A 15,142-nucleotide genomic window follows, 5' to 3' on the forward strand; every position below is an offset into this window, starting at 1 on the left:
ATCAGTTAACAGTGTCAGAAAGAAACAACTTCATAGATTATATCCGCATTTTTGCCCGCAGTGGTCACGGCGGACAGGGTGTTACCCATTTTATGCGTAACAAATTAACCGCTATGGGCGGACCCGATGGAGGCGATGGCGGCCGGGGGGGCCATATTATCCTGCGCGGCAACAGTAATCTCTGGACCTTATTGCACCTACGTTATTTTAAAAATGTACTGGCCGAGAACGGTGAGAATGGCAGCAAGAACAACTGTACCGGCAGAGATGGAAAAGATATTTATATAGATGTTCCCCTGGGAACAGTGGCCCGTGATGAAGAAACAGGTGAAAAGGAAGTGGAGATACTCGAAGACGGTCAGGAAGTGATCTGGATGAAGGGTGGCCGCGGCGGACAGGGCAACAGCCATTTTGCCACACCCACCAACCAGGTGCCCGAACATTCGCAACCCGGCGAACCCGGTGTGGAAGGCTGGAAAAACCTGGAACTGAAAGTACTGGCCGATGTAGGCCTGGTAGGATTTCCCAATGCCGGTAAATCTACTTTGTTATCCGTGATCACGGCTGCCAAACCAAAAATTGCCAACTATGCATTTACTACCCTCATCCCGCAACTGGGTATGGTAGAATACCGCGATAATAAATCATTCTGTATTGCCGATTTACCAGGCATCATTGAAGGCGCTGCAGAAGGAAAAGGTTTGGGACATCGGTTCCTGCGCCATATTGAACGGAACTCAGTTTTACTTTTTTTAATTCCTGCCGATAGTGCCGATCATGGAAAAGAATTCGAGATTCTTCGCAAAGAACTCGAAGAATATAATCCGGAAATGCTGCAGAAAGATTTTATCATTGCTGTGAGTAAAAGCGATATGCTGGATGACGAATTAAAAGAAGCCATCAGCAAAGAATTACCTGCCAACATACCACATCTCTTTATTTCTTCTCTTACCAATAAAGGATTAACAGAACTGAAAGATCTTCTCTGGCAAACACTGAACAAACCCGTTGCCTGATTTAACTCTCTGTGCAGCTCCGTGTTCTCTGTATCTCTGTGTTGAAAAAATAATATTTGTTTCAACACAGAGATGAATAAAAAACAAACGTTAGTTTATCAAATCGGTAACATTGTGTTAACAATACGCAAAGGGTTACCTTTTTTACTTTCCGGTATTAACCTGTATACATACGGGTTTTGATGTACATCTATTGTTGAATTTGCCAATTCACTCCACCGTTACGGTAGCCCCTGTATTCTTCTGATTGCTTTGATCCCATGTAAATTTCTTTTGTGCGCCATTGGGCTATGTTATGCCCTTTACACAAACATTCATTTAATTTAAAAATTGAAAACACTATGAAACAAACATCCATTCAAACCATCGCAAAAAGATTTTTCTTAGGCAACCTGTTAGCCGCTGCGCTTTTTCTTTCTGCCAATGCTGCAACCGTTAGCACTGCTAACGTAACTTCAGACAAAGTAGAAGTAAAGTACACCGGTGTTGATAAATACAACCAGTTATCTTTCAACGTAAAATACAGCAACCCTACCGGTAACACGTTTAACCTGACCGTACTGGACGAGAACGGAGAAAGTATCTTCAAAGGATTTTATGGCGACAAACAATTTGACAAAACTTTCAAATTGCCAAAATCTGAAGTAAGCAAACTTACCTTCCTGATCGAAGATGGTAAAGAGTCTTTCAAACAAAGGTTTGAAGTGAACATCAAAACCCAGGTGATCGAAGACGTGGTAGTAAGCAAAAGCTAATTACACCAACAGTTTTATTCCGCCACAGCTATTGAGTGATCAATGGCTGTGGTTTTTTTATGCCTGTATTGACCGCTGGTGGTTTCAATAAGAGAAGCACAGAAGAAAAGAAGGGGATGCCCTTCACTTTTCTTTCTCTTTTTCTTCGTTCCTCTCTTATTGAAATAAATATTCTTATTTTCAACCCATGTTACCCCAACAATGCCTCTTCTGCGGACACCTGGTGCAATTGGTGCATGTGCATGGACATTACCAGTGCCCTGTATGTTTTACCAATGCTTTACCCTGCTGCGACGGAGACAATTGCAGCACCAATCATTTGCTGCATAACGACCTTACACAACAAAAAAGCCACCCTGTTATTACACAGGATGGCTCTGATATTATGTAGAACGGAGGTTCTATCCTACCGCTTCACTTTGCATACTCTTACTGCTCTTCTTACGGTCGTCTTCGTTCAGTATGGTTTTACGCATACGGATGTTTTTAGGGGTTACCTCAATACATTCGTCCTGCTGTATATACTCCATACACTCTTCCAGTGTAAACTGCAATTTAGGGGTGATCCGAACTGCATCATCACTACCGCTTGCACGGTGGTTGGTCAGTTTTTTCATCTCCACCGCATTCACATTCAGATCGCCTGGTTTGATATGCTCGGCAATCACCTGGCCCACATATACTTCTTCTCCCGGATCAACAAAGAAACTTCCTCTGTCCTGCAGCTTATCAATAGAATAAGCCGTAGTGGTTCCGCCGAATTTCGCAATCAAAACACCATTGTTTCTGCCGGGGATAGGTCCTTTCCAGGGTTTGTATTCCAGGAAACGGTGAGCCATAACTGCTTCACCAGCCGTATTGGTCAGCATCTGTGAACGCAAACCGATCAGTCCCCTTGAAGGAATTTCAAATTCCAGGTGCTGCATTTCGCCCTTGCTTTCCATGATCTGCATTTCACCTTTTTTCTGGGTAACCAGGTCGATCACTTTACCGCTGAATTCAGCAGGCACGTCTACTACCAGGTTCTCATAAGGTTCGTGCTTTTTACCGTCGATGGTTTTTACGAGAACCTGTGGGTTACCCACGGTTAACTCATATCCTTCCCTACGCATGGTTTCTACCAGGATACCCAGGTGAAGAATACCACGGCCAAATACATTAAAGCTATCCGCACTGTCGGTATCTTCTACACGCAGCGCCAGGTTTTTTTCTGTTTCTTTCATCAAACGGTCACGCAGGTGGCGTGAGGTTACAAACTTACCATCCTTACCAAAGAAGGGTGAATTGTTGATGCTGAAAGTCATACTCATGGTGGGTTCATCCACACTGATCACCGGTAAACCTTCCGGATTATCGATATCGGCAATGGTATCGCCAATGGTGAAGTCTTCCAGTCCTACCACCGCACAAAGGTCACCGGCAATTACTTCGGTTACTTTACGCTTACCCATTCCTTCAAATACATACAATTCTTTTACACGGCTTTTCTTTACTGAACCATCTGCCTGCACCAATGCAATCGGCTGGTTTTCTTTGATGGTACCGCGGGTTACTTTACCGATGGCGATACGACCCAGGAAAGAAGAGTAATCCAAAGAAGTGATCTGCATCTGCAGGTATCCTTCGTTTACTTTAGGAGCCGGTACGTGTTTGATGATACCATCCATTAACGGAAGGATATCTTCTGTTTGTGTAAGACTATCATTGAACCAGCCATTTTTACCACTACCATAATAAGTAGGGAAATTCAGCTGCTCTTCGGTTGCATCCAGGTTAAAGAATAATTCGAAAACGGCATCATGCACTTCGTCCGGACGGCAGTTAGGCTTATCTACTTTATTGATCACCACAATCGGGTGCAGGTTCAGTTGTAAGGCTTTCTGCAGTACAAAACGGGTTTGTGGCATGGGTCCTTCAAAAGCATCTACGAGCAGGATTACCCCGTCGGCCATTTTCAGTACACGCTCTACCTCACCACCAAAATCACTGTGGCCGGGTGTATCGATTACATTGATCTTAACACCATTATAGGTAACAGCCGCGTTCTTACTGAAGATCGTGATACCACGCTCTCTTTCCAGATCGTTGCTGTCCATAATCAGTTCTCCGGTATCCTGGTTGTCCCGGAATACCTTGGTAGTTTGTAAAATCCTGTCTACCAATGTTGTTTTGCCATGATCTACGTGCGCAATAATGGCAATGTTTCTTATTTCCATGTAAAATTTTAAGGCTGCAAAGGTACGGCTTTACGGCCGGAGGGCAAAGAGTTAACCCAAATATGACACAATGTGCTGGGAGACAATAGCTTGGAGTTTGGAGTTTGGGGGTTTGGAGTGCTGGTTTGGATAGGAAAAAGTATAGCGATATATACATTAGCCACAACCAGGAAGCTCGGGTAAGCAATGCCCCAACCCCAAACTCCAAACCCCAAACCAATCTCCTACACTCTCACATATATCTTTTTCTTATCCATCCAATACCCCACAGACCAGCAGAGCAACATAAAGGAAACGGCAAATAAGAGTGAGCCCCAGTAATCGCCGGCGTGGCTGAATATGGTTTGATAGATCACCCGGAACATCGATTCGTCGCCTATCTGGAATGTGTAGAGGAGGATCACCAGCAATTCAGACAGGAGATAAATGGCCAGTGGGTTTTTACCCACCACTTCGAAAAACCAGGCAAAACGGGTTTTCTGCTGCATATCCATCAGGTAAATGACGGTGCCGAGGATGATACAGTCAAGCCCTACGGTATGCAGTACAAAGGAGCTGGTCCATAATTTTTTATTGATGGGGAAGAGATAGTTCCAGAAATAGGCTATCACGATCAGTACAAAACCGGCCAGGATCAGTTTGGTGAGTCCTTCATAGGTTTTGCCGCTTTTCTGTACATGTAAGCCAACGAGGTAACCAGCCACCACATTTACAATGGCCGGCAGGGTACTCAATAATCCTTCCGGATCAAAAGCGATACCCTCGCCATGGTACAAATGATTTTCGCCCATCAGCCAGAGGTCCAGTTTCAGTCCGGCATTACCCTGCAAACTCAGCGGATCTGCCGGATCGCCGAACCAGAAGCAGAGTGCCCAGTATAATAAAAGAAACCCTACACTCAGTATCACCACGGTACGGGTTTTTAAGAAGTAGACCATCAGCGAAGCAAAACCATAACAGAGCGCAATCCGCTGCAATACCCCTAATATCCGGGTTTGAGAGATGGGAGATAAGACCCAGCTTCCTCCCTCCTGTTTTACAAAGGGGAACCAGTACATGAGGTAACCGAGTAAAAAAATCAGCAGGGTTCTTTTTAAAATTTTCGACAGCACAGCGGCGGTGGTTTGCTGCTCCCATTTGCGCATCACAAAACTCATGGCATTCCCTACGGCAAATAAAAAGGAAGGAAATACGAGGTCGGTAGGGGTAAATCCGTGCCAGTTGGCGTGGTGCAGGGGCGCAAAAGTGACGGACCCATCACCTGGCGTATTTACAATGATCATTAAACAGATGGTGAGCCCGCGAAATACATCCAGGGCCGGAAAACGTTGTTGGGTAGTGTTCATGGCAGCAGTTTGGAATTTCTAATATACGGATTTTCAGTACGGCGTGGCATAACGGTCTACTATATGGTTTATCTTGAAAGCTGTTTGAGTTAATTATATAACTCAACTCAATGGTTTTTTCTCTGCGAAAACGCTGCTTCTCTGCGGCTCTGCGGTTGGATTGAGCTTACACCAACCGCAGAGCCGCAGAGAACGGGCAGCTTTCGCAGAGGGGGTAAGCAATCTGTGCCAATTAATTCAAACAACTTCTTACAGCATGAAAAAGTTTCTCTATTACCTGCAGGTTGTCTTTTACCTGTTTGCCGGTGTGAACCATTTCCGGAATCCCGGTTTTTACCTGGGAATGATCCCGCCTTACCTGCCCGCGCACGAAACCATTAATCTGGTAGCGGGTGTGGCTGAAGTGCTGGCTGGCGGGTTACTCTTTTTCAGCAGCACCCGTAAATGGGGGGCTTATGCCATTATTGCGTTGCTGATAGCGTTTATTCCGGCGCATGTCTATTTTATACAGATAGGCAGTTGCATCACCGATGGGATCTGTGTGCCGCAATGGGTGGGCTGGCTCAGACTGTTGCTTATACACCCTTTGCTGATAGCCTGGGCCTGGTGGTGCCGGAAGTAAAGCTGGCATAGATAGGTTGACAGACTGCCCACAAATCAGTAGCTTTAAGCAAACGATCGTTATGCGCTTTCTGAAAATCTTCTCAGGCATACTGGTATTGCTGGCAGCTGTGTATTTATCAGGCCCCAACCCAACCACACCTGTATACAGTACCACTTTACCCGAACTTCCCTCCAATGATTCGGCGCTGGAAAATTATATCTTGCTGCAGGAGTCGAAACACAGGATCAAACCCGATAATGAAGCCCGCATTGTATGGGCCAACGATTCGCTGAAACAGCCCACCGAATATGCCATTGTGTACCTGCATGGCTTCAGCGCTTCGCAGGAAGAAGGGAACCCGGTACACAGAAAAATTGCCCAGCAGTTTGGCTGCAACCTTTACCTAGCCCGGCTGGCCGAACATGGTATTGATACCACCGATGCACTGGTGAATATGACGGCTGAAAAACTGTGGGAAAGCGCCAAGGAAGCGTATGCCATTGGCCAGAAAATCGGCAAAAAAGTGATCCTGATGGGCACTTCTACCGGCGGCACCCTTGCCCTGCAGCTGGCTGCCAATTATCCGGAGATAGCCGGACTGATCCTGTACTCGCCCAATATCCAGATCAATGATCCCAATGCCTGGTTACTGAATAATCCATGGGGATTACAGATCGCACGTAAAGTGAAAGGCTCCAATTATAATATCATTCCTAAAAAAACGGATACCTATAAACAATACTGGAACCAGGAATACCGGCTGGAAGCGCTGGTACAGTTAGAAGAGCTGCTGGAAACCACCATGAACAAAAGCAATTTTGAGAAAATCAAACAACCGGTACTGGCCCTCTATTATTACAAAGATGAGAACAACCAGGACCCGGTTGTAAAAGTAGCTGCCATCAAAAAAATGATGGTATCACTGGGCACACCGGTAGAAAAAGAAAAAATGGTAGCCATTCCCAATGCGGGCAACCATGTGCTGGCATCGCCTATTCAATCCAAAGATATCCTGAGTGTAGAAAAAGAAACAGCCCTGTTTCTGCAGGAGATCATGCATCTCACCCCGGTTCCCGATCAAAAGAAGGAACTATAGTGAAGTAGTTGATGGTTCATAGCCGATGGATCATCAACTACTTATTTCCTTATCCCTCATTAACTGGTAAAATCAATCTGTTTTATCCGAAACGCTTATCAATCCTGGTTTCACAGCTTACGGATTATGTAAGGGTTAAGCTATTCAAAAGACTGGATATCCCCGTGTTCCCCTATTACTCTGAGAAAGGCAGCGGTTTTCACCTGAGAACAATGATTTCCTTATCTTCATTCTGCTCAAACTAAAACGATTGTCTATGCCACGCAGTAAAATAGCCGGTATTGGTAAATATATACCCTCAACCGTCGTTACCAACAATGATCTTCTCCAATACATGGAAACCACAGATGAGTGGATCCAGGAACGAACCGGCATCAAAGAACGTCATTACGCGCATCGTACAGAAGAGACCACCACTACCATGGGGGTTGAAGCGGCTACCATCGCCATAGAAAGAGCGGGCATTACTGCACAGGATATTGATTTTATCATTTTTGCCACACTCAGTCCCGATTACTATTTTCCCGGTTGCGGCGTATTACTGCAGCGTGCCATGAAGATGAAAGAGATCGGCGCCCTCGATATCCGTAACCAGTGCAGCGGTTTTCTCTACGCCATCAGTGTGGCCGATCAGTTTATCAAAACCGGGATGTATAAGAATATATTGGTGGTAGGCAGTGAAAAACATTCTTTCGGACTTGATTTAACCACCCGCGGACGTAATATCTCTGTCATTTTCGGCGATGGTGCCGGTGCGGTGGTATTACAACCTACCGAAAAAGAGAACCAGGGTATTTTAAGCACCCATCTGCACAGCGATGGTGAATCGGCTGAGATTCTTGCTATGTATAATCCCGGCACACATGCCAACCACTGGGGCACAAAAAACTATGCAGACTTTGACGATGCACCCGTTGCCAATATGTTCATGAGCCATGCCATGATAGACAAGGCACAGAACTTCCCTTATATGGATGGACAGGCAGTGTTTAAAAAAGCCATAGTCAAGTTTCCGGAAGTGATCATGGAAGCTTTGTCGGCCAATGGTTACCAGTCAACCGATATCACTATGCTGATTCCTCACCAGGCCAATCTCCGTATCAGTCAGTTTGTTCAGCAAAAGTTAAAACTGAGCGATGAGCAGGTGTATAACAATATTCAACAGTACGGAAACACCACAGCTGCTTCTGTTCCCATAGCTTTGTGCGAAGCCTGGGAAAAGGGCAAGATCAAAGAAGGTGATCTGGTTTGTCTGGCTGCATTCGGCAGCGGCTTTACCTGGGCAAGTGCGCTGATAAAATGGTAGATCCTTTTTACGGGCGATCTATTCAAACAACAGTACCACAAACCGGCTTTGTTTATCTATTTAAAGACAGTAACGATTGAAATGAGTGATAGAAAGATTATTTATTTACTGAACCCTATATCCGGCACTTCGAGAAAAGAAGGGATCCGAAAACTGATTGAGCGGGAAACAGCGGCACAGGAGATTCCTTATATCATAGAAGCCACCAATGCGGCGGGAGCGTATGACCACCTGAAGGACATGATCCTGCAGGAAAATTATACAGACGTTGTTATTATTGGCGGAGATGGCACCGTTAACCAGGTAACCAATGCCCTACGCGAACTGCCTGTGCGCTTTGGTATTATCCCGGTAGGTTCAGGCAATGGTCTGGCAAGAGCGGCCAATATACCCATGAAACCGCAGCAATCGCTGGCATTGATCTTCAGCGGCACGGCCCGTAAAACGGATGCTTTTCTCGTGAACGACCAGTATTCCTGTATGCTCAGCGGTATTGGTTTTGATGCACAGGTAGCCCATGATTTTGCTACCAAAGCTTCCCGTGGTTTACTTACCTATACACAGCAAAGTATTGTCAATTTTTTCAAAGCCCATCCTTACCAGTTCGAGATCGTGCTGGATAATTTCTCTTTTTTCTGTGAGGCATTTTTCATCAGTATTGCTAACAGTAACCAGTTCGGCAACAATTTTACCATTGCACCCAAGGCTAGTCTTAATGATGGTTTACTGGATATTGTGATCGTGCAGAAAATGAACAAAGCCAAATTACCCTTTGCCATTTTACAGCAGATCCGCGGCAATAACAAACTACAGCAGCTGGTAGAAGATATGACGGAGAAAAATATCCTTTACTTCCAAACCCCTTCCATCACCATCCGCAACATGAAACATGCACCCCTGCATATTGATGGCGAACCGAGGGAAAGCATGGAAGAATTTAATATACAGATTTTGAAAGACTGTTTTGATTTGATACAGGCATAAATTCTCATGCAATTTTCAGGTAAGCCTTCTCAACTTTCTAATAACTGAAATAGAAGCGGCTACCAGATCTCTGCAACAGGTGCCGCAACAACTTCCCATTTACCAGCTATCCGTTCTACAAATACGATTGTAACCTTTCCTGATTTAATATTATCAGCAGTGGTTACCGCCAGCACTCCTACTCCGTCTTTATCATCATATAATATTCTTGAGAATTTTATCCGGCTGATCGTTCCCGGTATTCTCCGGACTTTCTTATCGGTATATTCCGCCAGTTTATAACCGGGAGTAGCTGAGAGACTATTGATCACTAATTGTTTCTGTAGTGTATCAGTATGATTATTGGATAAAAGTTTCTGAATTTTTATGAATGAGATTCTTTTTAAACCGCTGCTTTGATCTCCTAATGCTGTTGTGATATTTGTTTCCCATTCGTATATGTTATCCATTTTTGTATATACAGCGATTACTTTTTCTTTAGCAGGATGTATATCATTCATTGAATCCTTGCCGTAAACAGTTGCGTACTTTTCATACTGATAACTGGTAGTGTCCACCACTTTCAATAGAATATCGTTGATAATATCCACTTCCAGCTTATCTGCGGTAAGATATTCCTGCTGTTGCACATTTCTGCACGCCATTACGCCGGCAAGCAGTAATACTATATAAGCAATACATTGCTTCCTGTTAAAACTATTCATTGATTTAACAACTACGTTTGAAAAAACTATTTACATAAAACACAGCAACGATTGTTGTATGCTATCAAATTCTGCAGGTATCATTTATTATACCACGTAGAAAAGATTTTACTTCCTTAATGCGCTTATCTGCTTCACCCTTTCAAACTCCCTTTTATTTACCGGGTTATCCAATGCCAAAGCAATATCTCTTTTTTCAGCAGCTGTTAAATGAAAACTCAGACTGGCCGGTGCGTCATTTTTAGTAGGCACATATTGGAACGTGATACTATGAAAACCCGGGCCATACATATTGGAGAGGTATTGCAACTGATCGTACTGCTGGTAATCCTGCATTTTGTACCAGTTGTTCTGTAAAATCAGGAAAGGTTTGGTCATAAAACTCATCAGCGAATTGCCTTCAAAGGGTTTGTCCCAATCACTCAGGCTCCGGTCGCGCAGTTGCAGTAATACCACCTGGCTGGTATTGGCTTTGAGCCAGTCTTTGAACACATTGATAAACCGCAGACAGGCTTCCTGCCCGAAATTATCGCGCAGGCCGGCATCCATTACATCAATTATGGGTTGGGTGGGTAACCACACGTTGGGTAATACATAAGGGAAAGTGGCATTCATCCGCAGGGCAGAAAGTACATTCATATTCATAGCATCCTGTTTGCGGAAGAAAGAATGAAAGTCAATGGCATCCGGATCTACCGGGGTCAGTTGGCGGCTGGTATCGCTGATCGGCTTCATCAGAAAACGGGCAGGATGGGTACTGATGATCATTTTGCGGCCATCGCGGGTAATCACCGAATTAAAAAACATGGTAGGCAATTGTGCAGCCGCTTCTGGCTGTACATAATCGCGAAGGGTTTTATCCATCACACCTGCTGTATTCTCATTCAGTTTCCGTTCAAAAGCATAGCCCCTGTCTTTGGCATATTCATATCCGTTGCTGGTAAATTTCTGCACCGGACCCATGATATCCCTCGTAACAAAAGAAGAGAACAAAGGATTCAGCAGGTCTTTGGTGATATTTTCTACATACTGTTTACTCTGCAGATCTATACTGGCTCCTTTTATTTTCTCATAATACAATTCCCTGAAATACGCTGCGCCCAGCATACCGCCTGATGCTCCGTTAATGAGCATGGTCTGGTTCATCAGCTGTCCATTAAGCAAACTATCCAGCCTTTGCAGGGCATTCATCGTAAAAGCGGCACTGCGGGCGCCACCACCACTGGTACTGATGAGGTACATCACTGGTTTGTCCATTTTTTGCCTGGCTTTCCACTTATTCAGTACTTCTATAAAATGTTTTTTATCGGATGCGATATTTTCTTCGCTGGCGAGAGCCGCAATGGTTTCCCGATCGTAGGCAGGTCGTTCGGTGGTATTCAGGTAATTCAGTCCATAGGCTTTGTTGCGCGGATCAATCACTTCGCGTTGGTACAATATGTTTAACAACAGATACACCAGCACCACCAATGGTATACTCCAGGAATGCAGAAAAAGAGAAACGGCACCTGCCAGGGCAATCAATATCGCAAAGAAAATAGTGATACTGGCAGCCGCAGGCAACTGGAATAAACGGGCATCGGATATATATCCTACCAATATCAAAAACACAAAGGCAATTACAATGGCAATCACAGCCGCTACATGGTGACGTTTAAATACGGTATCAAGAAACCCCTGACTATAGTGCCTTACATCCCTGGGTTTACGCAGGTGGAATTTGCCACTCAGAAACCAGTCTACCCGCATCTCCATCCGCTCCTGTGGCAGATTTTTTTTGGCAGTGATCTTTTCATACCGTGCATTGGCAGAGCGGATCACATCCCCCATCGTAAAAAAAATGGTCTTATCCACCCCGAAAAAATAGAGAAAGGAAATGATGACGGATAAAATCAATCCACCCGTAAAACCACCCACCAGCCAGAAAACCTCGCCGGCAGGAAACAGTTCCTGGTAAGAAGCATAGCGTACCGCTTTTACCAGGTAAAAGACCAGGAAAAATAACGGGATCAACGAATTATTCAAACAGTATTTCAGAAAGGGTTGCGCTGTAGTGGCCAAAAACCGGATGTTCTTACTGTGCAGGATAAACGTAGTGATATTCCAGCTCATGATAAAAATACCCAACGCAAAACCCAGTATAGCAGTACTCAATGCAGTTACTTCGCCGAAATATTCCGGCGCCAGGTAAAGTGTATTGGCCCCGAAAGTGAACATGAAACCTCCGGCCACGGTTGCGAACAGAATATACCAGAAAACAAGGAATACCTGGTACCGCCTGAAATGCAGCAGAAACAACTGTACCGGCAAGGAATAGGCGATACCTGTCAGGTATTTTTTCATATCTGTAAGACTGATGATTTATCAACTTAGCTGCTTCAGATCATAGGGTAAGTTCCCAACTTTCCTTCAAACAAAATTCGCCAATCAAAAAGTTACTTTCTCACAATATATAAAGTCCAAACAAGCGATAACAGCAACAGCATACCCACCAACTGGTGCAACTGTGCCATCCACTCAAAAGCGCCCCACTGCCCCGGAACAATACCGGTACTGGTTAATAAAGAAGCAATGCCCAAAGCCACCTGTGCCAGTACGAGATAGAGCGGCCAGCGTTTTGTTTTCTCAAACAATACCGAGCCTTTGGTACGAGTGAGTTGCAAAGACCAGTACAGGATCAAAATCAATAAAAGATACGCCAATCCGCGGTGAATAAAATGGATGAGAATCTTATTGTCGATAAAATTCAGCAGAAAGGGCTGGTCGATAAACAAGGTAGCCGGCACCATATCGCCATTAATACTTGGCCAGGTAGGGGCAACGGTTGCGGCTTTATGCCCCGCCATCAATGCGCCATATATCAACTGAACCACCAGGATGGCGAGAATAGTGATATTCCATTTCCGAAGTTTCGGCTGTTGAATAATGGATTCTTTTTTTACGAGTAACTGCAGGGCAAACCAGAAACAGTAACAGAGCAGCCCTAATGCAAAAATAAAATGCAGTGCCAGGCGGGTGGGTTTTACATATACGGCATCGCCGGTTAATCCACTCGCTACCATGATCCAGCCGATGGCTCCCTGCAAAGCCCCTAGCAGAAACAACACGAGCAAGGGCGTGATCATTTCTTTTTTGAAATGCTTTTTCACCAGGAACCAGACAAAGCCGAAGGCAAATACCAGTCCGATGGTTCTGGCCCATAAACGGTGAAACCATTCCCAGAAAAAAATGAATTTGAAATCAGACAGGGTAAATTCAAAATTGAGCAATTGAAACTGCGGGGTCTGGCGGTACTTATCAAACTCAACCATCCACTGCTGTTCGTTCAGCGGGGGTAAGGAGCCGGTGATCACATCCCACTGGGTAATAGACAACCCACTGCCGGTTAAACGGGTAATACCGCCCAGGGCCACCTGTATCACTGTCATGCCTACCCCGATCAGTAACCAGGTAGCCACCAGTCTGGAAGAACGCGCTGTTGTATCCATAAAGCTGTTTTCTGTCTGTGTGCAAAGGTAACGGTATCGGCCAGCCAGTGCTTATTTTGTGAAAACGAATTTGGAAAGTATGGGGTGGATTGTTGAATTTTACCAACATGTTATCGCTGTTCTACCAAACGGAACTGCCCGAAGCGGGTGTGGACGAAGCCGGCCGCGGTTGTTATGCCGGTCCTGTATTTGCAGCGGCTGTTATATTGCCGGAAGGATTTTACCATCCTCTGCTTAACGATAGCAAACAGGTATCGGTCAAACAAAGAGACTTATTAAAAGAAGTCATCGAAACCCAGGCCCTCAGCTGGGCCGTGGCCAGTGTAGATAATGAAGAGATAGACCGGATCAATATTCTGCAGGCCTCTTTCAAAGCCATGCACCTTGCCATTGAACAGTTAACACCACCGCCGGGATTGTTACTGATTGATGGCAACCGTTTTAAACCCTACGCCCAAACACCCCATCAATGCATTATCAAAGGCGATGGCAAACTGGCTTCTATTGCTGCGGCCAGTATTCTGGCCAAAACCTACCGGGATGCATATCTCTTAGAACTGCACAAAGAATTTCCGCAGTACGGGTGGGATAAAAACAAAGGCTACGGAACAGCGGTACACCGGAAAGCGATAGAACAATATGGTTTGTGTAAATATCACCGTAAGAGTTACAGGATATAATTGCAACTGAACAGAGAAAGTTACTTATTAAAAAATCACCCTCCTATGCGAGATTTATAGTCGCTCCCGGCCGCTGGGCCCCGTCCCTATTCCCGGGCTGTTTTTTCTTCTGCTCCCGCTTTGCAGCGGGATGCTACGCATCATTTTGTCTGCCTTCGCCTTCGCTCGGCACCGAACAAAAAGAGGCCCGTACACAGGGTCTGATTAGTTTTTTTTCACCGATTACCTCTAATTATCAGATTTGATTTTTCTACCGGAATTGAATTAAAATAATTCAACGGAACAAAACATTAAACAGTAGATCATTCTTCCCAAACACCGGCACCCTGCCTGGTTACTGTATACACATCGCTGGTGCAATCCACGATCGTAGAAGGAATCATGCCACCGATACCACCGTCAACTACAATATCAACCAGGTTCTGAAAGTTTTCATAAATAATTTCCGGATCAGTGTACTCTTCTACCATCTCACCGGGCAAGGAAGCCGAGAGAATAGGATGATTAAGTTCTTTCACAATGGTTTGCGCAATCCTGTTATCGGGCACACGCAGGCCAATGGTACTTTTTTTGCTGTGCAGTATTTTAGGTACTTCTTTACTGGCAGGAAGAATGAACGTATAGGGACCGGGTAAATAGTTTTTCAACAAACGATACAAAGGTGTGGAAATACTTTTGGTGTATTTACTCAGATCGCTGAGGTCGTAACAGACAAAACTCAACTGTGCTTTTGCCGGATCGATCTGTTTGATGCGGGCAATCCGCTCAATGGCTTTGTGCTGAAAAATATCACAGCCCAATCCGTAAATAGTATCGGTAGGATAAATGATCACCCCCCCATCCAGCAGGCATTCGATCACGGTTTTAATATGTCGTGGATTAGGATTATCCGGGTGGATCTGCAGCAGCATACGGCAAATTTACATTATAAGTAATGGTTTTCATTA

14 protein-coding genes are annotated in these 15,142 nt (G+C 44.8%); 8 read left to right on the forward strand and 6 right to left on the reverse strand.

Annotation, left to right across the window (positions count from 1 at the left end):
- Positions 1–11 precede the first annotated feature (11 nt).
- The 3 genes from obgE (at position 12) to AC1RNB_RS05775 (ending at position 2,162) form a co-directional block, all read left to right on the forward strand.
- Entirely contained in the window at positions 12–1,016 is a 1,005-nt protein-coding gene (gene obgE, locus AC1RNB_RS05765) for a GTPase ObgE (protein WP_493081495.1), read from the forward strand.
- A gap of 341 nt (positions 1,017–1,357) precedes the next feature.
- Positions 1,358–1,771 carry a hypothetical protein gene (locus AC1RNB_RS05770; protein ID WP_493081496.1) on the forward strand — a complete coding sequence of 138 codons (414 nt, stop codon included), beginning with the start codon at positions 1,358–1,360 and terminating at the stop codon, positions 1,769–1,771.
- Between the two features lie 187 nt (positions 1,772–1,958).
- On the forward strand, positions 1,959–2,162 hold the full coding sequence (locus tag AC1RNB_RS05775; protein WP_493081497.1) for a hypothetical protein: 204 nt from the start codon (positions 1,959–1,961) through the stop codon (positions 2,160–2,162).
- Positions 2,163–2,172: 10 nt separating this feature from the next.
- On the opposite strand, the gene typA is transcribed toward AC1RNB_RS05775, so the two are convergent.
- Together typA and AC1RNB_RS05785 are read right to left on the reverse strand one after the other, a co-directional pair.
- On the reverse strand, positions 2,173–3,987 hold the full coding sequence (gene typA, locus AC1RNB_RS05780) for a translational GTPase TypA (protein WP_493081499.1): 1,815 nt from the start codon (positions 3,985–3,987) through the stop codon (positions 2,173–2,175).
- Positions 3,988–4,211: 224 nt separating this feature from the next.
- On the reverse strand, positions 4,212–5,333 hold the full coding sequence (locus AC1RNB_RS05785; RefSeq protein WP_493081500.1) for an acyltransferase family protein: 1,122 nt from the start codon (positions 5,331–5,333) through the stop codon (positions 4,212–4,214).
- 256 nt (positions 5,334–5,589) lie between these two features.
- Between AC1RNB_RS05785 and AC1RNB_RS05790 the strand changes: the two genes are divergently transcribed.
- From AC1RNB_RS05790 to AC1RNB_RS05805, 4 genes are all read left to right on the forward strand, one after another.
- Positions 5,590–5,955, forward strand: coding sequence for a DoxX family protein (locus tag AC1RNB_RS05790; RefSeq protein ID WP_493081501.1), 366 nt, complete (start codon positions 5,590–5,592; stop codon positions 5,953–5,955).
- Positions 5,956–6,016: 61 nt separating this feature from the next.
- Entirely contained in the window at positions 6,017–7,033 is a 1,017-nt protein-coding gene (locus tag AC1RNB_RS05795) for an alpha/beta hydrolase (protein WP_493081503.1), read from the forward strand.
- A gap of 256 nt (positions 7,034–7,289) precedes the next feature.
- Positions 7,290–8,339 carry a 3-oxoacyl-ACP synthase III family protein gene (locus AC1RNB_RS05800; protein ID WP_493081505.1) on the forward strand — a complete coding sequence of 350 codons (1,050 nt, stop codon included), beginning with the start codon at positions 7,290–7,292 and terminating at the stop codon, positions 8,337–8,339.
- Positions 8,340–8,420: 81 nt separating this feature from the next.
- The gene (locus AC1RNB_RS05805; protein ID WP_493081507.1) at positions 8,421–9,323 is read left to right on the forward strand and encodes a diacylglycerol/lipid kinase family protein; all 903 of its coding nucleotides are present in this window, start codon (positions 8,421–8,423) and stop codon (positions 9,321–9,323) included.
- 59 nt (positions 9,324–9,382) lie between these two features.
- Here the strand turns inward: AC1RNB_RS05805 and AC1RNB_RS05810 are convergent, their stop codons facing one another.
- From AC1RNB_RS05810 to AC1RNB_RS05820, 3 genes are all read right to left on the reverse strand, one after another.
- Positions 9,383–10,027: a hypothetical protein gene (locus AC1RNB_RS05810; RefSeq protein WP_493081509.1), complete on the reverse strand. Its 645-nt coding sequence runs from the start codon at positions 10,025–10,027 to the stop codon at positions 9,383–9,385.
- Between the two features lie 108 nt (positions 10,028–10,135).
- Positions 10,136–12,370 (reverse strand): patatin-like phospholipase family protein, encoded by a 2,235-nt coding sequence (locus AC1RNB_RS05815; protein ID WP_493081511.1) that lies wholly within the window; start codon positions 12,368–12,370, stop codon positions 10,136–10,138.
- 92 nt (positions 12,371–12,462) lie between these two features.
- Positions 12,463–13,515, reverse strand: a complete 1,053-nt coding sequence (locus AC1RNB_RS05820) for a COX15/CtaA family protein (RefSeq protein WP_493081513.1) — start codon at positions 13,513–13,515, stop codon at positions 12,463–12,465.
- Positions 13,516–13,622: 107 nt separating this feature from the next.
- Between AC1RNB_RS05820 and rnhB the strand changes: the two genes are divergently transcribed.
- Complete coding sequence (gene rnhB, locus AC1RNB_RS05825) at positions 13,623–14,195, forward strand: ribonuclease HII (protein WP_493081515.1); 573 nt, start codon at positions 13,623–13,625, stop codon at positions 14,193–14,195.
- Between the two features lie 302 nt (positions 14,196–14,497).
- On the opposite strand, the gene AC1RNB_RS05830 is transcribed toward rnhB, so the two are convergent.
- Complete coding sequence (locus tag AC1RNB_RS05830; protein WP_493081517.1) at positions 14,498–15,106, reverse strand: L-threonylcarbamoyladenylate synthase; 609 nt, start codon at positions 15,104–15,106, stop codon at positions 14,498–14,500.
- Between the last annotated feature and the right edge of the window lie 36 nt (positions 15,107–15,142).

Source organism: Sediminibacterium sp. GW821-FHT12F12 (genome assembly GCF_058806635.1).